This window comes from Caulobacter sp. 05T431, assembly GCF_056665975.1.
In genome coordinates this window covers 66,092-91,970 of sequence record NZ_JBFTKU010000013.1, presented here as the reverse complement: position 1 = coordinate 91,970, position 25,879 = coordinate 66,092, and the positions used below count along the sequence as shown (strand labels likewise).

General features: G+C 69.6%; 12 protein-coding genes. 6 read left to right on the top strand and 6 right to left on the bottom strand.

Annotated features, from left to right (window positions below; translation table 11 throughout):
• Nucleotide 1: 1 nt before the first annotated feature.
• The 6 genes from AC1U89_RS13585 to AC1U89_RS13560 all read right to left on the bottom strand — a co-directional run bounded on the left by AC1U89_RS13585 (nucleotide 2) and on the right by AC1U89_RS13560 (nucleotide 19,369).
• Nucleotides 2-1,744 carry a ShlB/FhaC/HecB family hemolysin secretion/activation protein gene (locus AC1U89_RS13585; RefSeq protein WP_479900221.1) on the bottom strand — a complete coding sequence of 581 codons (1,743 nt, stop codon included), beginning with the start codon at nucleotides 1,742-1,744 and terminating at the stop codon, nucleotides 2-4.
• A complete protein-coding gene (locus tag AC1U89_RS13580; protein ID WP_479900220.1) occupies nucleotides 1,741-13,182 on the bottom strand; it encodes a YDG domain-containing protein in 11,442 nt (3,813 codons plus the stop codon). The genes AC1U89_RS13585 and AC1U89_RS13580 overlap by 4 nt, the downstream gene beginning before the upstream one ends.
• A gap of 223 nt (nucleotides 13,183-13,405) precedes the next feature.
• A complete protein-coding gene (gene treF / locus AC1U89_RS13575) occupies nucleotides 13,406-14,986 on the bottom strand; it encodes an alpha,alpha-trehalase TreF (protein WP_479900219.1) in 1,581 nt (526 codons plus the stop codon).
• A gap of 159 nt (nucleotides 14,987-15,145) precedes the next feature.
• Nucleotides 15,146-17,704, bottom strand: a complete 2,559-nt coding sequence (locus tag AC1U89_RS13570; protein WP_479900218.1) for a TonB-dependent receptor — start codon at nucleotides 17,702-17,704, stop codon at nucleotides 15,146-15,148.
• Between the two features lie 67 nt (nucleotides 17,705-17,771).
• Entirely contained in the window at nucleotides 17,772-18,851 is a 1,080-nt protein-coding gene (locus AC1U89_RS13565; RefSeq protein WP_479900217.1) for a FecR family protein, read from the bottom strand.
• Nucleotides 18,848-19,369: an RNA polymerase sigma factor gene (locus AC1U89_RS13560; RefSeq protein WP_479900216.1), complete on the bottom strand. Its 522-nt coding sequence runs from the start codon at nucleotides 19,367-19,369 to the stop codon at nucleotides 18,848-18,850. The genes AC1U89_RS13565 and AC1U89_RS13560 overlap by 4 nt, the downstream gene beginning before the upstream one ends.
• 200 nt (nucleotides 19,370-19,569) lie before the next feature.
• Between AC1U89_RS13560 and abc-f the strand changes: the two genes are divergently transcribed.
• From abc-f to AC1U89_RS13530, 6 genes are all read left to right on the top strand, one after another.
• On the top strand, nucleotides 19,570-21,198 hold the full coding sequence (gene abc-f / locus AC1U89_RS13555; RefSeq protein WP_479900215.1) for a ribosomal protection-like ABC-F family protein: 1,629 nt from the start codon (nucleotides 19,570-19,572) through the stop codon (nucleotides 21,196-21,198).
• Between the two features lie 332 nt (nucleotides 21,199-21,530).
• The gene (locus AC1U89_RS13550) at nucleotides 21,531-22,610 is read left to right on the top strand and encodes a DegT/DnrJ/EryC1/StrS family aminotransferase (RefSeq protein WP_479900214.1); all 1,080 of its coding nucleotides are present in this window, start codon (nucleotides 21,531-21,533) and stop codon (nucleotides 22,608-22,610) included.
• On the top strand, nucleotides 22,611-23,372 hold the full coding sequence (locus AC1U89_RS13545) for an SDR family NAD(P)-dependent oxidoreductase (protein ID WP_479900213.1): 762 nt from the start codon (nucleotides 22,611-22,613) through the stop codon (nucleotides 23,370-23,372).
• Nucleotides 23,369-24,421, top strand: coding sequence for an aspartate aminotransferase family protein (locus AC1U89_RS13540; RefSeq protein ID WP_479900212.1), 1,053 nt, complete (start codon nucleotides 23,369-23,371; stop codon nucleotides 24,419-24,421). Before AC1U89_RS13545 ends, AC1U89_RS13540 begins: the two co-directional genes overlap by 4 nt.
• Nucleotides 24,418-25,335 (top strand): hypothetical protein, encoded by a 918-nt coding sequence (locus AC1U89_RS13535; protein WP_479900211.1) that lies wholly within the window; start codon nucleotides 24,418-24,420, stop codon nucleotides 25,333-25,335. Before AC1U89_RS13540 ends, AC1U89_RS13535 begins: the two co-directional genes overlap by 4 nt.
• Nucleotides 25,319-25,879 carry a GNAT family N-acetyltransferase gene (locus AC1U89_RS13530; RefSeq protein ID WP_479900210.1) on the top strand — a complete coding sequence of 187 codons (561 nt, stop codon included), beginning with the start codon at nucleotides 25,319-25,321 and terminating at the stop codon, nucleotides 25,877-25,879. The genes AC1U89_RS13535 and AC1U89_RS13530 overlap by 17 nt, the downstream gene beginning before the upstream one ends.

Sequence of the window (25,879 nt, the reverse complement as noted above, 5' to 3'; positions counted from 1 at the left end):
CCTAGAAGCCGATCGAGGTTGAGACGGCGAACTGGCTGGCCTTGTGGGCCTCGCCGGGCGCCGGCTTCAGCTGCGAGCCGAACTCGAGCTGCAGGGCGAAGTAGCGGTCGACGACGTAGCGGAGATTGAATCCCAGGCTGGCCAGTTCCGCCTCGTCGGCGAGATCCGGAAAATCCGTGGGCTGCTCGAATTTCCCGTAATCGACGAACACGCCCAGCTGCAGGCGGTCGTCCAGCCCCGGCCGACCCAGCGCCTGTCCCACCCGGATGGTCGGAAAGCGCATCTCGGTGCTGAGGATCACGCCGTTCGACCCCAGGGCGATGTTGGTGTCGTAGCCCCGCACGCTGCCGATGCCGCCAGCCGCCAGCTGTTCGCTGTAGGGCAGGTTGCCGCTGGCGATCTGGGCCACGCCGCGGGCGATCCAGGTGAAGCCCTTGGGTAGCATCGTGGTCCGGGTGGCGCTGAAGCGGTCATAGGCGTAGGTGGCGTCGCCGCCGGGGACCAGCAGGCGCATTTCCCGGTCGCCGTTGTGCGGAGCCAGCTCGCCCGGCGAGAGCACGGCGAGGTTCTCCAGGTCGGTCTGGCCGGCGCGGTCGGTGGCGGTCAGGCTGTAGATGACGGGGAACTGGACGATCTCGACGTCGGTGTCGAGCAGCCGGAAGCCTAGGAATTCCAAGGTGTTGTCGACGCGCTTGTAGTCGAAGCCCAGCTGCAGGGTCTGCTTGATCGGCCCGGGACCGACCACGGGATGTGCCCAGCGGGCGCTGAACTGGCCCGAATGGCCCTTGCTGCCGAACTCGCGGGCGACGCGGGGCTTCTGGATCGCATAGGCCCCGAAGAACAGCAGGCGGTCGCCGTCCACCAACGGGACCACGTCGCTGAACGAGTGGGACGTGTAGCGGCCCGAGAAGCTCTGGGTGAACTGGTACGAGAAGGTCCCGCCGCGGCCGAACACGTTGCCCCAGTTGAAACCCACGTTCCATTCGTCGCGGCCCAGGGTCGTGACCCCCTGGTTGTCGTAGCCGGCGTAGACGCGGAACGGGAACCGGTCGTGGGCGGTCAAGGCCACATCGCTCAGTCCGGTCTCGGCGCCGGGGCGAAGGACGGCGTCGACGGTCAGGAAGGCGTTCTGGTTGTAGGCGTCCAGCGCGCCGCGCATCCGGGCCAGGGTCAGGGGCTCGCCGCTGTCCAATCCGCCCAGCCGGCGCACCGTTTCCGCCGAGAAGTGGCGGTTGCCGGTGATGGTCACCTCGCCGACGCGGAACTCGGTGACCACGATCTGGACGACGCCGTTCTGGACGTTCTGCGGCGGTGCCGTCACGTCCATGAACGGTCGGCCGGCCTTGCGGTAGGTGGCCCGCACCAGGGCGGTGATCTTGTCGAGATCGGCGCGGGTCAGGGGCTTGCCGAGATAGTCCGCCACTTGCCGGGTAAAGGCCGGCGCCGACAGCAGCGGCAGATCGGCGGACGCCAGGCCGGTGGGCGGCGGCGCGACGCCGGCGGGTTGGACCGATCCCGGATCGGGAACGAACACCAGGCCTTCCAGACGCGGCAGCAGCACCGTCTGGTCCTGGCTGGGCGGGGAGGCCGCCGGTGGGGGCTGTACGGGCGGCGGCGTCGTCGGCTGGGGCGGCCGGGGGATCACGCGCTCGAAGTCCTGCGCCCGCGCGACGAGCGGCGCCGAGGCGGCCAGGGCGACGATCATCGCCGCCCACCGCGCGGGCGACTTCGAGTAGGGCTTCAAGGTTGGGCCTCGCTGATTTCGAAGGGCGCGGATCGTGCGACGAAGCGCAGGCTCCACCGGGTCTGGCGGTCGCCCAGCAGCAGGACGTCCTCGGTCGAGTTGGCGACCGGCGCGCCGCCGAAGATCATCGCCTCGTTGCCCTCGATGACCGGCAGGGAAATCTCGAAGCTGGAGGGCAGGTCGCCCAGGCCGTTGGTGCGCCCCTGATAGAGGCCGCCGGCGACGGGGTAGGGGACGTAGAAGCGCGGATTGCCGACGGAGCGGGCCAGGTTGAACACCGTGTTGCAGGCGTCCGCCCGCGCGGTCGGGCATCCCGGCGGCCCGGGCGGCGCGATGATCTCGCCGGGACCCGAGGCCGAGGTCGGCAGGTCGTAGTTCGACAGCAGTGTCCCGGCGCCAGCGCTGTAGTCGTCGGCGCCGAGCATCGCGGTCACCGTCCGGGTTCCGGGATCCGCGGAGTCGTAGGCGCCGATCGTTTCGGTGACCGTCGCGCCCTGGCCGCCGATGAAGCCGGTCAGCTGGTAGTTTCCGGAGGTCAGGCTCGCGGTCGTGTTGCCGTCGTAGTCCTTGGTGGGGTTGCCGATGATCACGGCGGCCAGGGGCGCGCGGTTGATCGTCCCCGCGCCGGTCGCGGCCGTGGGCAGGACGTAGTTCGACAGCAAGGTCGAGGCTCCGGCGGTGTAGTCCGCCGTGGCCAGCGTCGCGTTGACCGTGCGGGGGCCGGCGTTCGGGGAGTCATAGGTCCCGACTGTCTGGCCGATGGCCATGCTCTCGCCGGACGCCAGGCCCGTCAGGACGTAGTTGCCGGACATCAGGGTCGCGCCGGTCGTGGCGTCGTAGGTCTTGGAAACCCCGGTCAGGGCGACGGCCAGCACCTTGGGATCGATGCGCCCTGCGCCGGACGCGCTGGTGGGCAGGACGTAGTTGTCGAGCAGGGTCGCGCCGCCGGGCGCGAAGTCGGTCGCCGCCAAGCCGGTGCTCACCGTGCGGGGGCCGGCGTTCCTGTCGTCGTAGACGCCGGTCGTCTTGGTCACCTCGGCGCCTTCGCCGGCGACGAAGCCCGTCAGCTGGTAGTTGGCCGAGGCGAGCGTCGCGACGGTCGTGCCGTCATAGGCCTTGGCCGGTCCGCCGACGATCGCCGCGGCCAGCAAGGCCTTGTCGATCTGGCCCAGGCCGTCCGCCGTGGCGGGCAGCACGTAGTTGGACAGCAGGGTCGAGCCGGTCGCGGTGAAGTCGCCGGCCTCCAGGACGGCGCTCACAGTGCGCAGGCCGGCGTTGGGCGAGCCGTAGGCGCCGATGGTTTCGGTGACGACAGCGCCTTCGCCGGGCGCGAAGCCCGTCAGGATGTAGTTCCCGGAGGTCAGAGCGGCGACGGCGTTGCCGTCATAGACCTTGGAGACGCCGTTGAGCTGGGCGACCAGCACCGCCGGGTCGATCCGGCCCAGACCGTTGACGCTGGTCGGCAGCACGTAGTTGGCCAGGTTCGTGCCGCTGGCGGCGTTGAAGTCGCTGGCGTCCAGATTGGCCGTCACCGCGTGGAGGCCGACGTTCGCCTGGGCGTAGAAGCCTTGGCTCTCGGTCACGGTGGCCCCTTGGCCCGCCACGAAACCGGTCACGAGGAAGTTGTCGGGCGCGACCGTCGCCGCGGTGGTCCCGTCATAGGTCTTGGTCACACCCGCGAAGGCGACGAGGAGGGTCTTGGGATCGATGTGGCCCAGGCCCGCGGCCGAGGTCGGCAGCACGTAGTTGCTCAGCAGGGTTCCGGACTGGGCGGTGAAGTCGCCGCCGCCGAGTGTGGCGGTGATCAGGCGGGCGCCAGCGTCGGCCGAGGCGTAGGCGCCGGCGGTCTGGCCGACCGTGGCGCCCTGGCCCGAAACGAAGCCGGTCAGCAGGTAGTTGGCCGAGGTCAGGCTCGCCAGGGTCGTGGCGTCGTAGGTCTTCGTCGGATCGCCGACGATGATCGCGGTCAGGGCGGCTTGGTCGATCCGTCCCGTGCCCGTGGCCTGGACAGGCAGGACGTAGTTGGACAAGTCGGTCGCGCCGCTGGCGACAAAATCCCCGCCGTCGAGGTCGGCGGTGACCAGGCGAAGGCCCGCGTTCGCCGAGCCGTAGGTCCCGACCGTCTCGGTGATGCTGGCGCCGTCGCCGGCGGCGAAGCCGGTCAGGGTGTAGTTCGCGGACGTCAGGACCGCTCCCGTCGTGCCCTCGTAGGTCTTGAAGACGCCGTTCAGGATGGCGACCAGCGTCGCCTGGCCGATGGTCCCCGTGCCGAGGGCGGTGGTGGGCAGGACGTAGTTGCTGAGCAGGGTGCCGCCATTGGCCGTGAAGTCGCTGGACGTCAGGCTGGCGGTCACGGCGCGCACGCCGACATTGGGGTTGGCGTAGGTCCCGACGGTTTGGTCGACGGTGGCGCCCTGGCCCGCAATGAAGCCGGTCAGCTGGTAATTGGCCGCTGTCAGGCTGGCCGCCGTCAATCCGTCGTAGAGCTTCGACGGGTTGCCGATGATCAGGGCCGCCAGGGACTTGGGCGTGATGTGCCCGACCCCCTCAGCCCGGGTCGGCAGGATGTAGTTGCCCAGGGAGGTGCCGCTGTTGGCCTGGAAGTTGGGGCTGCCCAACTGGGCGGAGACGAGACGGGTCCCCGCGTTGGCGCTTTCGTAGACGCCGGTCGGTTGGGTGACGATGGCGCCCTGGCTCGAGACGAAGCCGGTCAGCAGATAGGTGGTCAGCACCGCGTCCTGGTTGCCGTCATAGATCTTGGTGGGATCGCTGAGGATCACCGCCTCCAGCTGCTTCTTGCGGATCAGCCCCGCCCCGGTGGCGGTGGTCGGCAGGACGTAGTTGGCCAGCAAGGTTCCGCCGTTGGCTGTGAAGTCCCCGGCGTCCAGGGTGGCGGTGACCAGGCGCGCGCCGGCGTTGGGCGATGAGAACTGGCCCGCCGTCTCGCTGACGCCGGCGCCTTCGCCGGCGACGAAGCCGGCCAGGCGGTAGTTGGCGGGAGCCAGGGTGATGTCGGTGGTGGCGTCGTAGGTCTTGGTGGGGACGCCGATGATGAAGGCGGTGAGAGCCTTGGGGTCGATGGTCCCCGAACCCGCCGCGCTGACCGGCAGGACGTAGTTGGCCAGGTTCGTGCCGCCGTTGGCGGTGAAGTCTCCGGCGGAGAGGCTGGCCGTGACCGTACGGGCGCCGGCGTTGGCGGAGCTGTAGGCGCCGACGGTCTGGCCGACGCTGGCGCCCTGGCCGGCGATGAAGCCGGTCAGCTGGTAGTTGGTCGAGGCCAGGGTGGCGGCGGTGGTCCCGTCGTAGGTCTTGGTGGGGTTGCCGATGATGGCCGCGGTCAGGCTGGCCTGGTTGATGTGGCCCAGGCCCGCTGCGGTGGTCGGTAGGACGTAGTTCGCCAGCAGGGTCCCGCCGTTGGCCGTGAAGTMGCTGGAGCCCAGCGTCGCGCTGACGTTGCGAAGGCCGGCGTCGGCCGAGGCGTAGGCGCCGACGGTCTGGGTGACGCTGGCGCCTTCGCCGGCGACGAAGCCCGTGAGCTGATAGTTGAGCGAGGCCAGGATGGCGGCGGTGGTCGCATCGTAGGTCTTGGTCGGGTCATTGACGATGGACGCCGTCAAGGTCGCCTGACCGATGGTCCCCGCGCCGCTGGCGGTGGTGGGCAGGACGTAGTTGGCCAGGTTCGTACCGCCGTTGGCGGTGAAGTCTCCGGCGGAGAGGCCGGCGGTGACCGTGCGGGCTCCGGCGTTGGCGGAACTGTAGGTCCCGTTTGTCTGGCCGACGCTGGCGCCCTGTCCGGCGATGAAGCCGGTCAGCTGGTAGTTCGTCGAGGCCAGGGTGGCGGCGGTGGTGCCGTCGTAGGTCTTGGTGGGATTGCCGATGATGGCGGCGGTCAGGCTGGCCTGGTTGATGTGACCCAGGCCCGCGGCGGTGGTGGGCAGGACGTAGTTGCTGAGCAGGGTCCCGCCATTGGCCGTGAAGTCGCCGGCCGCGAGGGTCGCGGTGACCAGGCGCGCGCCCGCGTCGGCGGAGGCGTAGGCGCCGACGGTCTGGGTGACGGTGGCGCCTTCCCCGGCGATGAAGCCGACCAGGTCGTAGTTGCCGGCCGCCAGGCTGGCGGCGGTAGTCGCGTCATAGGTCTTGGTCGGATCGCCGATGATCGCCGCCGCTAGCGCCTTGGGATCGATCGTAGCCGGGATGCCGGTCGGCTGGGTCAGGATATAGTTCCCGGCGTCGACGCCGGTCAGCACGTAGCCGCTGGCGTTGACCAGATAGGTCCCGGCGTTGGCCGAGGGGAAGCTGGCCGTCGAGGCGGCGCTGTCGACGTCCAGGTCGTCGACGCCCAACGTGCCGACCACGACCGTGCCGGCGTTGTTCAGGGTCAGGACGGTTGTGGCGTCATAGGTCTTGGTGTTGGCCAGCATGCCGGCCAGGGAGACGGTGGCCGGGGTGATCTCGCCGATCGGGGCGTTGGTCAGGCTGGCGCCGATCGAATAGTTGCCCGCATCGGCGCCGCCTAAGGCAAGGCCGGTGAGCGTCACGCCGATGCCGGTGTTGACGTTCTTGTTCGCGTAGAAGCCCGCGATCCCCGAGGTGTCGACGCTGACGTCGTCGCCCGCGATCAAGCCCGCCAGGGTGTAGGCGCTCGAACTGGTCGGCAGCTCGACGCCGGACGTGTAGATGCGCGTCACTTTCGACAGGGCGATGAGGGCGGCGGAGATGTTGGCGGTCAGATAGTTGGGCTGCTGCAAGATGTAGTTGCCGGCGTCCGGTCCGCTCAGGGCGTAGCCGGTGGTGGTCACCGGCTTGGCGGTTCCGACATTGGGATCGGCGAACAGGCCGGTCGGGGTGTTGACCAGGATCACATTATCGACGCCCAGGCGGCCGCCCAGGGTGGTCCCGCTGTTGTCGAGCGTCGCGGTCGTCGTGCCGTCATAGATTTTGCTGTTGGCGACCGCGCCGACCACGGTGGCCGGCGCTGGGGTGATGTGGCCCGCGCCGGAGGCGGTGGTGGGCAGGGTGTAGTTCGCCAGGGACGTGCCGCCGCCGGCCGTGAAGTCCAGGCCGTCGAGCGTCGCGGTCACCGTGCGGGCTCCGGCGTTCTTGCTGTCGTAGACGCCCGCCGTTTCGGTGACGGTGATGGTCTCGCCGGCCACCACGCCGGTGAGGTCGTAGTTGGCCGAGGCCAGCGTCGCGGCGGTCGTCGTGTCGTAGACCTTCGTCGGGTCGCCGATGATGCTGGCCGTCAGCGTCTTGGGCGTGATGATCCCGATCGGCTGGGCGGTCACGGTCGGCGAGATCGAATAGTTGCCGGCGCTGCTGCCCGACAGGCTCAGGCCGCTGAGCGTGACGTTGATCCCGCCGATCACGGTCCCGCCGCTCAGAGACCCGGCGACATTCTTGTCGGCATAGGCGCCCGAGAGGCCCGACGTGTTGGCCGTGACGGTGTCGCCGGCATAGACGCSGCTGAAGGCGTAGCCCGAGCTCGCGGTCGGCAGGGCGGTCGAGCCGTCATAGATCTTGGTCACGGCCAGGAGGCTGATCGGGGCCGGCGTGATGGTCGCGGTCAGGCCCTGGGGCTGGGTGACGGTGTAGTTGCCCGCGTCGACGCCGGTGACGTTGTAGCCGACCGCCACCACGGGCTTGCCCACGCCGGCGTTGGCGTCCGGCGCGGTCAGGCCGGCGTTGTAGAACTGGCCGCTGGAGCCGCCCGTCTGCAGGGTGACGTCGTCGGAGCCGAGCACGCCGGTCAGGCCCGCCCCGGTGTTGTTCAGGATCGCGGTCGCGGTCTGGTCGTAGACCTTGTCATTGGCCAGCACCCCGATCACCTGCAGCGAGGCCGGGGTGATGATGCCGATGGGCGCGTTCGTCGTGGTCGCCGCGATCGTGTAGTTGGCCGCGTCCGTTCCGGTCAGGCTGACGCCGGAAAGGGTGACGCCGATGCCAGTGGCCACGTTCTTGTCGGCATAGGCGCCCGACAGCCCGGCGGCGTTGACCGCCACGGTGTCGCCGCCGATCACGCCGGAAAGACCGTAGGCCCCGTTAGTCGTCGGGATCGCCAGGGTGGAGTCGTACACCTTGGTCACCGAAGCCAGGATCAGGGTCGCCTCGGTGATGTCGGCGAACAGGCCCGTGGGCTGCACCACGGTGTAGTTGCCCGCGTCGGCCCCGCCGATCGCGTAGCCGATGGCGGTGACCGGGATGTTCACTCCGACGTTCTTGCTGGCGAAGGTCCCGCTGGCCCCGCCGGACACCACGGTCACCACGTCGGCGCCCAGCACGCCGGAAAGGGCGGCCGCGCCGCTGTTCAGGATGGCGCCGGTGTTGCCGTCATAGACCTTGTCCTGGGCGCTGACGTTGATCACCTGGACGCTGGCCGGGGTGATCGTGCCGCCGCCGCTGGCGGTGGTGGGCAGGTTGTAGTTGGCCAGGTTGGTGGCGCCGACACCGGTGAAGCTGGGCGCGCCGAGGCTGGCGGTCACGATGCGGGCGCCGACATTGTCGCTGTCGTAGGTCCCGACGGTCTGGCTGACCGTGGCGCCCTGGCCGGCGACGAAGCCGCTGAGGCTGTAGTTGGCCGAGGTCAGGGTGGCGACGGTGGTGTCGTCATAGACCTTGGTCGGGTTGCCGATGATCGCGGCCAGCAGGGTGGCCCGGTTGATCGTGCCCGGTCCCGAGATCGTCGTCGGCAGCTGGTAGTTGGCCAGGCTGGTGCCGGCGTTGACCGTGAAGTCCGAGACCACCACGTCGGCCAGCACGGTCCGCGAGCCCGCGTCGGCCACGTTGTAGCGGGCGTTCGAGGCCTGGACGATCGAACCGCCTTCGCCGGCGACGAAGCCGGTCACGCTGTAGTTGGCGGCGGTCAGGGTCGCCTGGGTCGAGCCGTTGTAGGTCTTGGTCGGGTTGCCGATGATGGAGCCGGTCAGGATGGCGCGGTTGATGTCGGCCAGCAGGCCCGACGGCTGGCTGAGGCTGTAGTTCCCGGCGTCGGCGCCACTGATCGAGAAGCCGCTGACGTTGACGGCCAGATTGGTCCCCACGTTGGATTGTCGGAAGGCCCCGGCCACGCCGGATGCGCCGAGGGCGACGGAGTCGGAGCCGAGCACGCCCTGCAGCGCTGCGGCGGAGATATCCAGCGTCGCTGCGGTGGTCGCGTCATAGGTCTTGTCGAACGCGGTGATGTTGGCCACGACCAGGGGCGCGGGCGTGATGTTGGCGGTCAGGCCCGTGGGCTGGAACAACTGGTAGTTCGCCAGGTCGGCGCCGCCGAGGGTCATGCCAACGACTGTGACCGCGATCCCGTTGCCGACGTTCCGTGTGGCGAAGGTTCCCACCGCGCCGCTGGTGCTGAGCGTGACCGTATCGCCAGCGATCAGGCCCGACAGGCTGGCGACGCTGACGTCCAGCGGGGCGGCCGTGGTGGTGTCGTAGACCTTGTTCAGCGCCCGGGCGCTGAGCACCACCAGCGGGGCGGGCGTGATCGCGCCCGGTCCGATCGCCTGGACGGGCAGGATGTAGTTCGTGCTCAGCGCCCCGTTCGCATAGACGAAGTTGCTGGGCGCGAGCGGCGTGGTGAGGGTCCGGGCGCCGACGTTCTTGCTGTCGTAGTTGGCGACCACCGACGAGGCGGTGATGCTGATCGTTTCCGAGCCGACGAGGCCGTTGACCTGGTAGTTGGATGACAGCGGGAACGCGTTGGTGGAGCCGTTGTAGACCCGTGTGGGGTTGCCGATGATCGCCGCCGTGAGCTGGGCCCGCAGGATTGTGCCGATCCCCGTCGCCTCGGTCGGCAGGTTGTAGTTGTCGAGATTGGTGCCGGGGCCGGCCACGAAGTCCGTCGGCGCCAGCGAGACATAGACGGGCTTCTGGCCCGCGTTCTTGTCGGCGTAGGTCCCCGTCGTCTTGGTGATCGTCGCGCTCTCGCCCGGGATGAAGCCGGTGATCGTGTAGTCGCTGGGGTTGAGGGTCGCGAGGACCGTGCCGTCATAGGTCTTGGTCGGGTTGCCGGTGATCGCCGCGTTCAGGAAGCCTGGATCCACGTCGATGCGTGTGATGGTGCCGAACCCCGTCACGGGGGAGGGGATCACGTAGTTGGACATCAGCGTCCCGGCGTCGGGGGCGAAGTCGCTGGCGTCGAGGGTGGTCGACACCGTCCAGAGGCCGGCGTCGGCCGAGCTGTACTGGCCGCTGGTCTGGGTGACCGTCGCGCCTTCGCCGGGCACGAAGCCTTCGACCTGGAAGTTCGAGGGGCCCAGGCCGGCGCTCGAATTGCCGTCGTAGGGCTTGGTGGGGTTTCCGACGATCTCGATGTCCAGTGGCGCCGGGTTGATCAGCCCCATCCCGGTGACCGTGGCCGGCAGCTGGTAGTTGGACAGCAGCGTGCCCGGCTGGGCCTGGAAGTCCGAGGCCGAGATGTTGGCGGTCACCGCCCGTGAGCCGGCGTCCTTCGATGCGTAGGTCGCGCCCGACGACTGGGTGACCGTGAGGCCCTCGCCGGCGACCAGCCCGGAAATGACCACGTCGGACGGCGACAGCCGCGCGGCCGTCGTGCCGTCATAGATCTTGGTCGGCGTCCCGGTGACAGTGATCGTGACCGGGCGGGGTGTGATGTCGCCCGTCACCGAGCCGGCGACCACCGCCCGGTAGTTGCCGCTGTCCGCGCCGCTGATCACGCCGCCGGTGGCGAAGATGGGAATGTTCTGGGCGACGTCCTTTGAGGCGAAGAATAGACCCGAGGCGGTGACGGTGACGTCGTCGCCCGCGATCTTGCCGGTCAGCACGGCCGAGCTCGTGTCGGCGGTCGCCGCCGCCGTTCCGTCGTAGACCTTGTCGTTGATCGTGACCGACGAGATCGTGAGCGTGGCCCGAGTGATGTCCGCGACCAGGCCGGTCGGCTGGGTGACCACGTAGTTGCCGGCGCTGGCCCCGGTTAGCGTCACGCCGGACACCGTGACCGCCAGGTTGGTCCCGACGTTCTTGCTGGGGAAGAGGCTGGTCGCGCCCGAGCCATCGACGGTGACGCTGTCGCCGCCGATCACGCCGAACAGGCTGGCGCCCGCTGTGTTGACCGTCGCGACGGCGTTGCCGTCATAAACCTTGTTATTGGCCGTGAGCCCGCTGATCGTCAGGGTGGCGGGATTAATCAGGCCCGCTCCGCTGGCGCTGGTCGGCAGGACGTAGTTGTTGAGGTCCACGCCCGAGCCGGCGACGAAGTCCGGGGTGGTCAGGGTGGCGGTGATGGTGCGCGCGCCGGCGTTGGCGGAATCGTAGTCCTCGCTCGTCAGGCCGCTGATCGTGATCGTCTCGCCGGCCGCGACGCCCGTCAGCTGGTAGTTTGACGCGGTCAGGGTGGCGCTGGTGGTGGCGTTGTAGGTCTTGGTCGGCGTGCCGATGATGCTGGCCGTAAGGACGGCTGGAGTGATCTCGCCGGCCGTCGAGGTCGGCACGGGCGCGGCGAACGCATAGCCGTAGACCGGGATCCCGCCCTCCGTGATCTGGAAGTTGCTGGTCGTGACGGTCAGGCCGGTCCCGGCGTTCTTGGTCGAATAGACGCCGTCCAGCGTCCAGTCGTCGGCGGCGAACAGACCGGTGACCGTGGTGTTGCCGTCGTCCAGCGTGGCCGTGGTCGTGCCGTCATAGCTCTTGGTGACGGTCCCCAGGGTGACGCTGACCGTCGGGGCGGCGCGATACAGCACGCCGTTGCCCGTCGTCGCCGGGCTGCTGCTGGTGACAATGTCGTATTGATAGAAGTCCGGCGTCAGGCCGCCGAGGGTGGTCGTGGTCGGATCTTGGCTCACGACGTACCAGACGCCCGTCGCGCTGAGCGCGCCGGCGCCGGCCTGGTTGACGAAGGCGCCCGACGCCAGGGCCAGGTTTCCACTGGTGGCGGTCACCGATCCGCCGGAGGTGATGGTCAGGGTCCCCCCGACACCCTGGAAGGCGGGCAACCCGGTCTGCACCTCGGTCGCGGCCAGGGGGGCGGCGATGGTGGCGTTGCGGCCCGCTTCCAGCGTCACCATGCCGCCGCCGTTGATCGCCGCGTTGATGGCCAGGTCGCGATAGGCGCTGAGCGTCAGCTCGCCCGAGCCGGTCCAGGAAATGGCCGAGGCCACGGTGAGGTCGCCGTTGCCGCCCGTCCCGCCGGCCGTGGTGGCCTGGGTGACGTTACTGCCGCCGTCGAGCGAGGACGAGATGGTCGCCGCCGCCGCCGCGTCGATGGTTAGGTCGTCGGGGTCCAGCAGCCAGGTCCCGCCGCGTCCGGCGTCGATCCGCGCCGCGCCGATCGAGACGGTCTTGCCCGAGGTCTCGATGCGGCCGCCGCCCGAGGGGCCGCCGGCCAGGATCGTCGCGCCCGACGCGATCGTCGTGGTCCGGGCCAGGTCCGTCCCGCCGAAAGCCGAGGTTCCGATCAGCACTTCACCGCCGGACGAACCGACGGCCGAGACCCGCGCCGTGGACGCCACGGTCACGTCGCGACCATTGGCGACGACCTTGCCGCCCGTTCCATCGGCGTTGACCGCCGACAGGACCCCGCCGACGGTGATCGAGCCCTGCGGCGCGGTCAGCCACAGCTGGCCGTCGATCCGCTCGGTCCCGGTCGCCTGGACCAGGCCGTCGCGATTGCCGGCCAGGGTGTAGATGTTGCCGTGGGCCGCCTGCAGCGTCGCCGCGGCCGCCTGGATGCGCCCCTCCTGGGTGACGTCGCCGCCGCCCGAGGCGGTCGCGACATAGAGGCCGCCGTCGCTGCGGTCGGTGGTGGCCAGCAGGACCTCGTCGGCGGCGACCAGGCTGACCCGGCCGTTCGGCGCCTCGATCGTTCCGCGATTGGCGACCGTGCTGGCGATCATCACCACGTCGCCGCCGCGAGAGACGATCGACCCTTCGTTGATCACCGACGCCTGGGAGCCGCCGGAGAAGACCAGGGGGCCGCCCGCCATGAAGCCGTCGAGGTTGGTCTCCTTGGTGGTGGCGACGAAATTGCCGCCCGCCAGGATGCGCCCGCCGGCCCCAACGACGACGCCGTATGGGTTCATCAGATAGACCGAGCCGGTGGCGGTCAGGCTCCCGTCGATCCGCGAAACCTGGCCGCCCAGCACCCGGTTCAGCGTCGCGCCCTGGCCGTTGAGGATGTTGACCTGGCCGGGACTGGAAATCGAGAAGCTGCTCCAGTCGATCACGCCGCGCTGGCTGGATTGGGTGATCGTCATCACGTCCGGCGCGGTCTGGCTGATCTGGCCTTCGCCGCGGACGAAGGCGCCGCCGGAGGGCAGGGCGGACTGGGCCAGGGCCGGCGTCGCCATCGCCGTCAGGGCGGCGCCGAACAGGGCGATCGCCAGGCGTCGGGGAGACGCCGGCGATGCGGCGTGCTTGCGTCGCTCCAGGCCGCCGACCCGAGCCAGCATCGAACTGCACAGAAACGCCGTGCGGAGGGATGAAGTCATCACGCCACGCTCTCGACCTGATCGACGATACAGCGCGGCGATGATCGGGCGGCGGTCTAAGGGGGGCCATGGGTTGAAACCCCGAACGCCACTCCCCTAGTCGCTGGGTGGTGCGCGCCGGGATTCCCGGCCGGAATCCGGATTCCGGCTGCGGCGATGGTCTCGGTGGCGCTGTCAATCCGGGAGCCGTCCGCCATCGCGTGGTGGACCGCTCCCGGCGTCCTCACGGCGAGGCGTAAAGTTCCAGCAAGGCCCGCGTCACGCCGTTGGTCCAGCCGAAGCCGTCCTGCAGCGGGTACTCGCCGCCGCCGCCGGCCTTGACCTCCTCGACGTCGTACTTTTCCAGCATCTTGCCGCTGGCCTGGTACTCGCGGGCCACGGTGGCCAGCCAGCGCTCGCCGATATCCTTGGCCAGGTCCTCCTGGCCATAACGGCGCAGGCCCGACACCGCCACCCATTGCAGCGGGGCCCAGCCGTTGGGGGTGTCCCACTGCTGGCCGGTCGAGGCCGTGGTGGTGCGTAGGCCGCCGGGCGCCAGCAGCAGGGCGCGGGTCGTCGCCGCCACGGCCTTGGCCTGGTCGGCGCTCGCGGCCCCGACGAACAGCGGATAAAGCGTCGCGGCGCTGGGATGGTCCAGCCGCGTCCGCTCGCGCCACTGGTAGTCCAGATAGAGCCCGCGCGGCGCATCCCAGAGATAGGCGTCCATCGCGGCTTGGCGAGCCTTGGCGCGGCCGCTGAACTCGGCGACGCAGGGGGCGTCCGTCAGGTCGGCGCAGCCCTGGGCGATCGCCGTCTCAAGGCCGTACAGCAGGGCGTTGAGGTCGACCGGGATGATCGACGTGGTCTGGATGGTCTTCAGGCTCTTGCCGTCGGCCATCCAGCGCGAACTGAAATCCCAGCCGCTCTCGGCCCCCGAGCGCAGGTCGCGGAAGACCTCGCCCGCCGGGCGGTTGGCGACTTCGCGGGCGGTCAGCACGTCCTCGCGATAGGACTCGTCGCGCGGCGTGGTCCGGTCGTCGGCATAGCGGTTGAGGATCGCGCCGTCGGGCAGGGCGACGACGCGGCGATGGCTCTGGCCGGGCTTGAGGTCCTTCTCGCCGTCCATCCAGAAGGCGTGCTCGCGGCGCATCAGGTCCAGGCGGGTCTTGAAGCGCGCCTTATCGGTTTTGTCGGCCAATCCAACCATGGCGAAGTAGAACGGCGGCTGCGAGCGGCTGAGATAGTAAGTGCGCGTGCCGTTGGGGATGTGGCCGTAGCGGTCGATCAGCCCGCCGAAGTCGTCGACCATGTTCTCGACCGCATCCTGGCGGCCGTCGGCGGCCAGGCCCAGCATCGTGAAGTAGCTGTCCCAGTAGTACATCTCGCGGAAACGGCCGCCCGGCACCACGAACGGCTTGTCCAGCGGCAGGGCGCTGTCGCCGTCGACGGGCTTGACCGGCGGACGGGTCAGGACCGGCCACAGGGCGGCGATGTGGGCCTTCAGGGTGGTGCGGTCGTTGGATGGCGGCGGCGCGGGCAGGCTTTGCGGCACGACGAAGTTGGCGATCACGAACCGCTTCAGCTCGGCGTCGGTGAAGGTCGCGTGGGCGCGATAGGCGGCCAGGATCTCGGCGGGCGGACGCTTGGGCGTGGCGTCGACGAAGGTCTTCCCGTCCGGGAACAGCCGGCGCATCTGCACCTGGTGGAAAAGCTCGGCGTAGGTGTCGGCGGGCGAGGGGGCCTCGCTGGCCTTGATCTGGGCGAAGGTGGGCGCGGCGAGGGCGAGCCAGGCGATGGAGGCGGCTAGGACGTGGCGACGGTTCACGGCGTTCCTCCGAAGGCGAAAGCTTTAGCTCAAGAACGGGAAAAGCGCGGATCGGGTCCAAGGGAGGGACCCGATCCGCCAGCGGGAGCCGCCCGGGGGAGGCGCGCCCTCCGCCGGGCCGACTGGGGGCGGCTCCGGCGGTCTGATCGGGAGAACCGGTCAGAAGTTGTAGCCGACGCTGAACTTGAACGACCGGCCCAGGATCGGGCGGGCGTTGGCGCCGCTGGTCGAGCGCGGATCGCCCTCGGTCAGGCCGTGGCTGTCAGTCAGGTTGTCGGCCGAGACCTGGACCGTGAAGTCGGCGACGTCGAAGATCGCGCCCAGGTCGATCTTGGTGTAGCCCTTCAGCACCTGGGTGTTGGCGTTGTCGGCGAAGCGGTCGTCCACGGCGCTGACCGTGCCGTAGAAGGTCGACTCCACCGAGCCCAGGGTCACGTCGTAGCTGGGGGTGAAGCGGATCATCCAGTCGGGCTGGCGCTGGGCGCTGTTGCCCTTGTTGGCCGGGATCGACGACTTGACGATCTCGGTCTTCTGGAAGGTGCCGTTCAGGGCCAGGGACAGGCCGAAGTCCGAGCGCCAGCGGCCGTCCAGCTCCAGGCCGTGGGCCTTGTTGCTGTTGCTCTCCTGGATACCGCCGACGTCGGCGAACTTGGCGCCCTTGAACTCGTTGGCGAAGCCGGTGGCGTAGAGCTCGAACGGTCCGCTGCGCAGTTTGTAGCCCAACTCGTACTGGTCGACCGACAGGGTGTCGGTCAGGCCTTCGCGGAAGTTGTCGAAGCTGGGAAACTTGTAGCCGCGCGAATAGCGCCCGAACACGCCCGACACGCCGTTGATGTCGTAGTTCACCCCGACCGTGTAGCTGGTCTTGCTGTTGCTGTAGTCGGTGGTGCGCAGGGCCAGGCCGTCGGGGAAGCCGGGGCCGTCGTCGACCACGTAGTCGGTCTGGAAGCGCTCGCGGCGGACGCCCAGGTCGATGCGCAGGGGATCGATCACCTGCCAGGAGTCGGCCAGGTAGAGGGCGTCCACCCGCCCGTCACCGGCCGAGGTCAGGCCGAACTTGAAGCAGCTGGAGGTGCTGCCCGCCGTGGCCAGGTCGGCGCAGGTGACCGGGGCGGCCAGGTATTCGCCGTTGGCCTTCACCTGCATCGGCTCGACATTGCCCAGCGTCCAGAAGTCGTCGGACTTGAAGCTTGAGGCGTAGTAGCCAGCCGATAGCTGGTGGGTCCCCAGGGTCTTGGCGATCGACAGGTCGTTGGTCACCGCCTTGATCTTCTTCTCGACGATCCAGGCGCCCCAGTTCTGCACGTAGTCGGTCGAGGCCAGGGTGGCGCCGCCGCGGGTCTTGATCGCGCCGGGGACCACGGTGTTCAGCGAGGCGACGGTGATCGCCGCGCCGTCGCCCACCAGGCCGTAGGTGTTGGCGTCGCCGTCGGTCAGGCTGAAGCGGTCGCGCACGCTCCAGCCGTCGCCGAACTCGTGCTCGAACCCGCCGCCGGCGATGTAGCCCTTGAAGCCCCGGCCGTCGGCCAGGTCGAAATTACGCGTCGCGCCCGCCGCGTTGACCTGCAGGGTGTGGAAGCGGCTGGCCTCGCCGATCTGGGTGTAGGTGCCCTTGTCGACGCCGGGCACGTTGATCGCGAACGGCAGGTACCAGGCGCCGTGGTCGTCGGTATAGCGGGCGTAGAGGTTGATCTTGCCGCGCTCCAGCCGCTTGGTGATGTTGACGGTGAACTGCTGGCCCACCTCGCTGTCGAACTGGGTGTCGCGCACGCCGGGCGAGGTGGTCGCGTAGCCGCCGACCATGAAATAGAGGTCGTCGGCCAGCTTGCCGCTGATCAGGCCGTCGACGCGGCGCAGGTCGTAGTCGGAAGTCGACAGCTTGATCAGGCCGTGGGTGTCCTCGCCGCCTTCCTTCAGCTGGAAGTTCGTCGTCAGGCCCGGCTGGCCGTTGGAGAAGATCGGGTTGGGGCCGCCGCGCAGGGCCTCCATCCGCGAGATCGTCTCGTCGACCCGGAAGATCGAGCTGTTCTCCAGGAACGACAGGGTCGAGGGCGGATAGATCGGCGAGCCCTGCAGCTGGATGGTCAGGAACTCGGCGTCGCCGGTGGCGGGGAAGCCGCGCACGAACACGTTGGCCCCGGCCACCCCGCCGGAGGTCTCGACCCAGACGCCGGGGACCAGGGTCAATAGCTCGGCGGTGCTCTTGGGCGAGGCCTTGGTGATGTCGTCGGCGTTGACGGTGGTGACCGCGAAGCTGGCGGCCAGCTTGTCGATGCCCTTGCCGCCGGGGGTGCCGACCACGATCACCTCCTCGACCTGAGCCGGGGTCTCGGGTTCGGGTTCGACGGCCGTGGCGGGCTGGGCGCTCGTCTGGGCGCTGGTGGCCACCAGCAGGGTCTTGGCGCGGATCGCGTAGACGCCGCTGGCGGTCGGCTGGGCGCTGAGGCCCGTGCCGTTCAGCAAGCGCTTGAGGCCGGCCTCGGCGGTGTAGGCGCCGTTCAGGGCCGGGGCGCGCTTGCCGCGCACGCTGGCCTCGTCGAAGGCCAGCTGCTGGCCGGACGCCTGGCCGAAGGCGCGCAGGGCGCTGCTCAGGTCCTGGGCCGGGATGTCGAAGCTGTAGGTGGTCCGCTGCTGCTGGGCGTGTACGGCGACGGGGGCGGCCAGCAGCATCAGGGCCGCGGCGGCGGTGGAGCCCCAAGCCAGACGACGGTCGAACATTCTGCGCATTGTCTTCCCTCCCTTGATGCGCCGACGTTGATTGCGGCGCTTTGGAAAGTGAGACGCCTCAGCTCGTCGAAGACACACCGGACGGCGCGGAATTTTTTTGACCGCGGTCGATTTTCAGCACGGTCACGCCGTTGGCCGCAACCGCGTGGACCGGCAGCACGGCCGTCACCCCGTCGACGAAGGCGCTGGTGTCGCCCGAGGTGAACACCCCGCTGATCCGCAGCTGGGCGACGCCAGGGTCGCCGATCTTCAGCTTGTCGCGGGCGTAGCGGTTCACCCGCTCGACGGCCAGGTCCATGGGCTCGTCCTGGAAGACCAGCTGGCCGTTCTCCCAGGCCTTGGCGCGGACCGGATCCAGCTGGCTGACGACCGTGGCGTTCGTCCGGGTCGAGGTGACCAACTCGTGGTCGGGGGTCAGCAGCCGATCGGCGGGCGTGCCGTCGATCTTGACCGGCACGGCGGTGTCAGCGCGGCCGGTCTTGTCGTCCAGCACGGCGACGTGTCCCTCGTACAGCACCACCCGCATCTGGCCGGTCAGGCGCTCGACGCTGAACACCGTGCCGGTGGCCACCACCAGCTTGTCGCCGGCCGCCACCGAGAACGGCCGAAGCGGGTCCTTGGCCACCGAGAACTTGGCMCGGCCGCTGTCCAGCCACAGCCGGCGGCGGCCGCGCTCGTACTTGACCTTCAGCACGGTGGCGCTGTCGAGCGAGGCGCGCGAGCCGTCGGCCAGCTCGACGATGCGCCGCTCGCCCTCGGTGGTGCGGTAGACGTCGGGCAGGCCGGCGCGCCAGGCGACGCCGCCGACGACGGCCGCCACGAGGCAGGCCGCCAGGGCCGTCCACATCGCCCGGCGGCGGCCGGGACGGGCCCAGCGGCCGTGCTGGGCGCGGCGCAGGTCCTCGAGCGCTTCGCGGCGAAGGGCGATCAGGCCCGGCGCGGCGGCCTGCTCCTCGACGGCGCGCCAGACCATGACGGCGTCGTCCAGCAGGCCGCGATGGGCGTCATCGGCCCGGAACCAGGCTTCAAGCTCGTCGTGCTCGGCCGGAGTCAGTTCGTCGTCGGCCAGGCGCACGCACCAGAGGGCGGCCTGCTCGCGGGCGGCCTCCAGCCGCTCTTCGGGGGAGATCACGGTCATTCGCCGGCCCTCACGCGTCGGGTCAGATGGGTCATGGCCTTGAGGATGTGCTTTTGCACCGCGCTGACAGAGACGCCGTACAGGGCGGCGAGTTCGGATTGCTTCATGCMTTCCAGACGGAACAGAAGAAAGATGGCGCGGGTGCGTTCGGGCAGTTCGCGCAGGGCGTCGGACACCTCGCCCAGGCTCTCGCGGCCCAGCAGCACGCGGGCGGGGTCCAGCGGCTCCAGGTCGCCGGGGCCGGCGCGCACGCTGGCCCGATAGTTGGCCCGCACCCGCTCGCGCCGGCCCCGGTCGCGCAGCAGGTTGGCGGCCATCTGGAAGATGTAGGCGTCGGCGTTGTCCACTTCGCCGGTCTCTCTTGGACCGGACTGGGCGGTCGCCAGCTTGGCAAACAGCTCCTGGGTCATGTCTTCCGCGTCGCTGTGGCTGGCGGCGCGGCGCATGAAGAACGCCATCAGCGCCGGCCGATAGCGGCGGTCCAGTCTGTTGAGGTCTGGTTCGATGACTGGTCGCACGATCCCGCCCCATGGGCGCGAGCCCGGGTTCAAGAGGTTTTTCTCACCGTGCATGACGCACGACAACGGCCAACCCACAGCAGGCCGCGTCGACTTTTCGTATCCGCGGCCGCCTGGGGCGGGGCGACCAATCACCGCGCCTGGAATTGGAGTGGCTCTAAGGCTGGCGTTCTGGCGCGGCCCGCGTTAGCAGACGCCGCATGATCCGCCTCGACAATATCTCCAAGCAGAACGGCCACCAGATCCTGTTCATCGAAGCCTCGATGGGCATCCAGAAGGGCGAGAAGGTCGGCCTTGTCGGCCCGAACGGCGCCGGCAAGACGACGCTGTTCCGCATGATCACCGGCCAGGAACAACCCGACGACGGGCTGGTCGCCATCGAACCCGGCATGACGATCGGCTATTTCAGCCAGGATGTCGGCGAGATGTCGGGCCAGAGCGCGGTCGCCGCGGTGATGGACGGCGTCGGCCCCGTCAGCGCCCTGGCCGCCGAGATGGCCGAACTCGAGGCGGCCATGGTCGATCCCGATCAGGCGGAGAAGCTGGACGCCGTCATGGAGCGTTACGGCGAGGTGCTGGAGCGCTTCCAGGAACTGGACGGCTACGCGCTGGAAGCGCGGGCGCGGGAGGTGCTGGCCGGCCTCAGCTTCAGCCAGGAACGCATGGACGGGGACGTCGGCCTGCTGTCCGGGGGCTGGAAGATGCGCGTGGCGCTGGCCCGCATCCTGTTGATGCGGCCCGACGGCATGCTGCTGGACGAGCCCTCCAACCACCTGGACCTGGAAAGCCTGATCTGGCTCGAGGCCTTCCTCAAGAACTACGACGGCGCGCTGCTGATGACATCGCACGACCGCGCCTTCATGAACCGCATCATCGGCAAGGTGGTGGAGATCGACGGCGGCGCGCTGATCACCTATTCGGGCGATCTGGACTTCTACGACCAGCAGCGCGCGCTGGGCGAGGCGCAGCGCCAGGCGCAGTACGAGCGCCAGCAGGCCATGCTGGCCAAGGAAATCAAGTTCATCGAGAAGTTCAAGGCGCGCGCCTCGCACGCCGCCCAGGTCCAGAGCCGGGTCAAGAAGCTCGACAAGATCGAACGCGTCGAGGCCCCGCGCCGTCGTCAGACGGTGCAGTTCGAGTTCCAGAGCCCGCCGCGGTCGGGCGAGGACGTGATCAACCTGCGTGATGTCCACAAGGGCTATGGCGACAGGCCGATCTACGAGGGCCTGGATTTCCTGGTGCGGCGCAAGGAACGCTGGTGCGTCCTGGGCGCCAACGGCGCCGGCAAGTCGACGCTGTTGAAGCTGGTGGCCGGCGACGCCAAGCCCGACCAGGGCACGGTCAACGTCGGCGCCAGCGTCAAGATGGGCTACTTCGCCCAGCATTCCATGGACCTGCTGGACGGCGAGGAGACGATCTTCGAATCCCTGGAGCGCTCGTTCCCGCAGGCCGGCCAGGGCGCGCTGCGCACCCTGGCGGGTTGTTTCGGCTTCTCCGGCGATGATGTCGAAAAGCCCTGCCGCGTCCTGTCCGGCGGCGAGAAGGCGCGCCTGGTCATGGCCAAGATGCTGTTCGATCCGCCGAACCTGCTGGTGCTGGACGAGCCGACCAACCACCTGGACATGGCGACCAAGGAGATGCTGGTCGCGGCCCTGGCGGATTTCGAGGGCACCATGCTCTTCGTCTCGCACGACCGCCATTTCCTGGCGGCCCTGTCGAACCGCGTGCTGGAACTGACGCCCGAAGGCGTCCATCAGTACGGCGGCGGCTACACGGAATATGTCACCCGCACGGGCCAGGAAGCGCCGGGGCTGCACCCGGGAGGCTAGGGCCGGCGGCGCTTTCGACCGCCACGCGGCCTTTTGTCCCATTCGGGAAGGGGCTGCGGGGTGGGCGAATGCGACGGTGGCGACGCCGTCAGAATGATACATCAGTTATTTCAGAGGGTTACAAATCTATCTTGTCGGAATCCGGTCGCCCCCGCCCGCACAGACGGGCCGGTTTCCACGACCCGACGCCGCCTCCGAAATCCGAAGCGGCGCCGCCTCCTAACGCGCCGTTAACCATGATGGTGTTGGCATCGCCGGACGTCGGAGGAACTGTTTTGCTCGTCCATAAAGCAACGACCCATGCTGGGCCGTCCGTCCTGGCGGCCGTGCCGGTGGCTCGTCCTCGCCTGCCTTCTGCGGAAGCGATCTTTCCGTACCTGCAGCGGATCGACACCGCGCGCTGGTATTCGAACTTCGGGCCGCTGCTGTCGGAGTTCGAAGCACGCCTGGCCGGGCGGTTCCCGGCGGGCGCCGAGGTGGTGACGGTCGCCAACGCCACCCAGGCCCTGAGCCTGACGCTGAACGCCATGGACCTGCCGGCGGACGGCTACGTCGCCATCCCGGCCTGGACCTTCGTGGCCACCGCCCACGCCGTGGTCCAGGCGGGTCTGCGCCCGTGGTTCGTCGACGTCGATCCCGACACCTGGATGATGACGCCCGACGCGATCGCCGACTTGCCGGCGGCCGTACGCGAACACCTGATCGCGGTGATCCCCGTCTGCGCCTTCGGGGCCCTCGGCGATCTCGCCGCCTGGCGCCGGTTCCGCGAGGAGACCGGCGTTGCGGTCCTGCTGGACGCGGCCGCCGCCTTTGACGCCCTACGCGACGCAGACCTGCCGGCGGTGGTCAGCCTGCACGCCACCAAGGCGCTGGGCCTGGGCGAGGGCGGTTTCCTGGTCACCGAAGACCACGACCTGGCCCTGCGCGTGCGGCAGCTGTCGACCTTCGGCTTCCAAGGCAGCCGCGAGAGCCAGGTTCCCGCCACCAACGCCAAGCTTTCCGAATACGCCGCGGCMGTGGGCCTGGCGGCGCTCGATTCCTGGGAGGCGGACCGCCTGCAATTCGCCCGCGCCGCCCAGCATCTGCGCATCAGCCTGATCGATCAGCCCAAGGCGCGCTTCCAGCCCGGCTGGGGCTCGGAATGGGTGACCAGCGTCTGCAATGTCCGCGTGCCGGACGGCTCCGCCGACGTCGTCGCGGCGGCGCTCGAAGCCGAGGGCGTGGGGACCCGCCAGTGGTGGGGCCGCGGGTGCCATGTCAGCCCGGCCTTCGCCGACTGCGGCCATAGCGACCTTCGCCACACCGACCGCCTGGGCGCCTCGGTCGTGGGTCTGCCCTTCGCCATCGACCTCAGCGTACCGGAGATCCGCCGGATCGCCGCCGCCCTGGGCCGCGCCCTGGCCGAGGCCTAGATGTCGAGCCTGGAGGGCCGCGTGGTCCTGATCACCGGCGCCGCCGGCGACGTTGGCCAAGCCTGCGCCGACCTGCTCCTGCAACGCGGGGCGCGGGTCGTCCTGAGCGATCGCACGCCCCCGTCCGAGCGCTTCCTGGCCCGGCCGGAGGTCGCCTTCCAGGCCGCCGACATCACCGACCGCGCCGCCGTGGACGAAACGGTGCGGCTCGCCGTGGAGCGCTTCGGCCGCCTCGACGCGGCGGTCCTGGCCGCTGGGATCGAGGGCCCCGTCGCCCCGATCGAGGAGATCGACGGCGACGCCTTCGACCAGGTCATGGCGGTCAATGTGAAGGGCTGCCTTCATGCGATGCAGGCCTGCCTGCGGGTGATGAAGCCCCAAGGCGCGGGCAGCATCGTGGCCCTGTCGTCCATCTCGGGCGTGGTCGGCGGTCCGAACCTGGGCGCCTACACGGCCAGCAAGCACGCGGTGATCGGTCTGGTCCGCTCGGCGGCCCTCGAAGCCGGCCCACACGGCGTGCGGGTCAACGCGGTGTGTCCCGGCCCCATCGCCTCGAACATGATGCGGCGTCTGGACGAGGCGCTGTCCGCCCGCGACCCGGCCCGCGCGGCGGGGCGGGCTGACGCGTCCAAGTCGCTGCCGCTGCAGAAGTACGTCACCGTCGAGGAAGTGGCCCAGATGGTCGCCTTCCTGTGCGGCGGCGAGTCGGGATCGTGCCACGGGGGAACCTACCTCGTCGACGGCGGGTACACCGCCCGGTGACCGCCGCCGGCACGCCAGCCGAGCCGTCCTTCCGGCCGATCGGCGGGTTCTTCGAACGCCACGACGCCGAGACGGCCGTCGGTTCGCCGACCCTGCTCGCCGCCTGGACCGGCGGGCGTCCCTACAGCGCCTTCGTCAATGCGCGCTCCGCCTTCTCGGCCTTGGCGCGGACCTGGCCCACGGCCTCGATCTGGCTGCCCGCCTTCGTCTGCGGCGATCTCCTGGACCCCGCCCTGGCGGCCCGGACGCGCTTCTATCCGGTGCTGGAGGGCTTCAGGCCGGACCTGACCGAAATCGAGGCCGGGGTCCGTCCCGGCGACCTGGTCGTGTTCGTCGCCCATTTCGGGCTGCCGCTGGGACCCGAGACGCGGGCGTTCGCCGCCCGACGTCCGGACCTGCGGTTCGTCGAGGATCGCGCCCAGGCCCTGGACGCCGGCCCGCCGCTCCCCGGCGCCTGGCTGCTGTTCAGCCCCCGCAAGCTGCTGGGCGTGGCCGACGGCGGCCTGCTGGTCGCGCCCGACGCGGGCCAGGACCCGCCCCAGCCCACAGCGGCGGCGGACGCCGACACCCTGTGGCGCGCGCCTCGGCTGCGCGCCGCCGATCCGGAAGGCCGCGACAACGCCGCTTGGCACGCCGCCAACCAGGCCAAGGAAGTGGCCATGGGGGTCGGCGACCAGGCCATGACCGCCGAGAGCCTGGCGATCCTGGCGGAGGTCTCCCTTGATGGACTGGCGGCGTCGCGCCACGCCAATTGGAACGTCCTTGATCGTGCGCTGCGGGCCTGGTCGGCTTTGCCCGCCGAGCCGGGGGCGCCGCCGCTGGGCTATGTCCTGCGTCTGGAGCCGGAGGCGCGTGACCGGTTGCTGGCCGGCCTGCACGCCCTTCGGGTGTTCGCCGCCGTGCACTGGCCGCGGATCGCCGCGCCGGCCGAGGCCTTCCCCCGCGAATCCGGCTGGACCCGACAGCTCGTCACCCTGCCATGCGATCATCGCTACGACGCGGCGGCCATGGCACGAATCGCCGAACTGGCGAACGATCTGCTGCGATGACCCATCCCTACGCCCGCGAGGACTACGCCGCCACGCTCGGCCATATCGGGCGACCCATCGCCGTGCCCGAGTGGGACGCCTGGGTGCTGGCGCGGCCCACGCCCTGCGGAACGCGGGAGGACGCCGTGGGGCCCTATCCGCTGACCGTCCTGGCGGACCAGGCAGACCTCGCCGGCGGCCTGGCGCGGCTGAAGGCGGAAGGCCTGGTCTCGGCGGTGCTGGTGGTGGAAGACTGCCTGGGGCCGCCGACCTCGGCGCTGGAGACCGCCTTCGATTTCGCGCGGCCGTTCAAGTCGCACCAGGTCCTCGATCGCGAAGTGGGCGCTTTGGCTTACGGCAAGCATCACCGCTACGAGATCAAGCGCGCCCACGGCCGGGTGACGGCGACGGAAATCGCCCTGGGCGACCACCTGCCGGCCTGGCGGGCGCTGTATGGCGAGCTGGTCACGCGCCACGGCCTTTCCGGCACGCATGTCTTCCCGCCCGAACATCACGCCCTGCTGGCCGTCCTGCCCGGGGTGCGGACCTTCGCGGCCTTCATCGAGGACCGGATGGTGTCGGCCCACGTGTTCGTCACCCACGACGGCCACGCCATGAGCCATCTCGCCTCGTCCACGCCCGAGGGCTACGCCGCCGGCGCGGCCTATGCCGTCAACGACCTGGCGGCGCGGAGCCTGGACGACTGCCGGGTGGTCAATTTCGGCGGCGGGGCAGGGGTGGGCGACAACCCCGACGACGGATTGGTCCGGTTCAAGCGAGGTTTCGCGAACGCGGTCGCGCCCGCCCGCCTGTGCGGCGCGGTGCTTGACGCGGACGCCTATCGGGCGATGAGCGCCGACAGGGTGGACAGCGGCTTCTTCCCTGCCTACCGGGGACAGCGCAAGGTGGAGCAGGTCAATGAGCATCAAGGGTAAGATCGTCACGTTGCGCGCCATCGAGGAGGCGGACCTGCCGACCCTGCATCGGTGGGGCAACGATCCCGACCTGTGGTCCATGCTGGGCGGGTGGCATTTCCCCACCTCGCTGCGCCAGACGGAGCTGTGGTTCGAGCGGCTGGCCGGCGATCCGCTGAACCAGCGCTTCGCGATCGAGGTCCCGGGCGACGGCCTGGTCGGCACGGCCAACCTCGTGGACATCGACTGGAAGAACAAGAACGCCTTCCATGGCATGATGATCGGCGATCCGAACATGCGCGGCCGGGGCGTCGGGGTGGACGTGATCATGGCCACCATGCGCTACGCCTTCGACGAACTGGGCCTGCGTCGCCTGGACGGGTCGATGATCGCCTACAACGAGGCCTCGACCGGGGTCTATTGCGGCAAGTGCGGCTGGAAGGAAGAGGGCCGTCAGCGCGACTGGTATTTCCGCGGCGGCCGCTTCTGGGACCGCATCATGGTGGGCGTGACCAGCGACGACTATCGGGCTCTGCTGGCCGCCAAAGACTATTGGCAGGGGTAG

Coding starts and splice junctions, on each gene's coding strand:
- abc-f (WP_479900215.1), top strand. CDS start 19,570: ATGATCCGCCTCGACAATATCTCCAAGCAGAACGGCCACCAGATCCTG.
- AC1U89_RS13570 (WP_479900218.1), bottom strand. CDS start 17,704: ATGTTCGACCGTCGTCTGGCTTGGGGCTCCACCGCCGCCGCGGCCCTG.
- AC1U89_RS13545 (WP_479900213.1), top strand. CDS start 22,611: ATGTCGAGCCTGGAGGGCCGCGTGGTCCTGATCACCGGCGCCGCCGGC.
- AC1U89_RS13530 (WP_479900210.1), top strand. CDS start 25,319: ATGAGCATCAAGGGTAAGATCGTCACGTTGCGCGCCATCGAGGAGGCG.
- AC1U89_RS13535 (WP_479900211.1), top strand. CDS start 24,418: ATGACCCATCCCTACGCCCGCGAGGACTACGCCGCCACGCTCGGCCAT.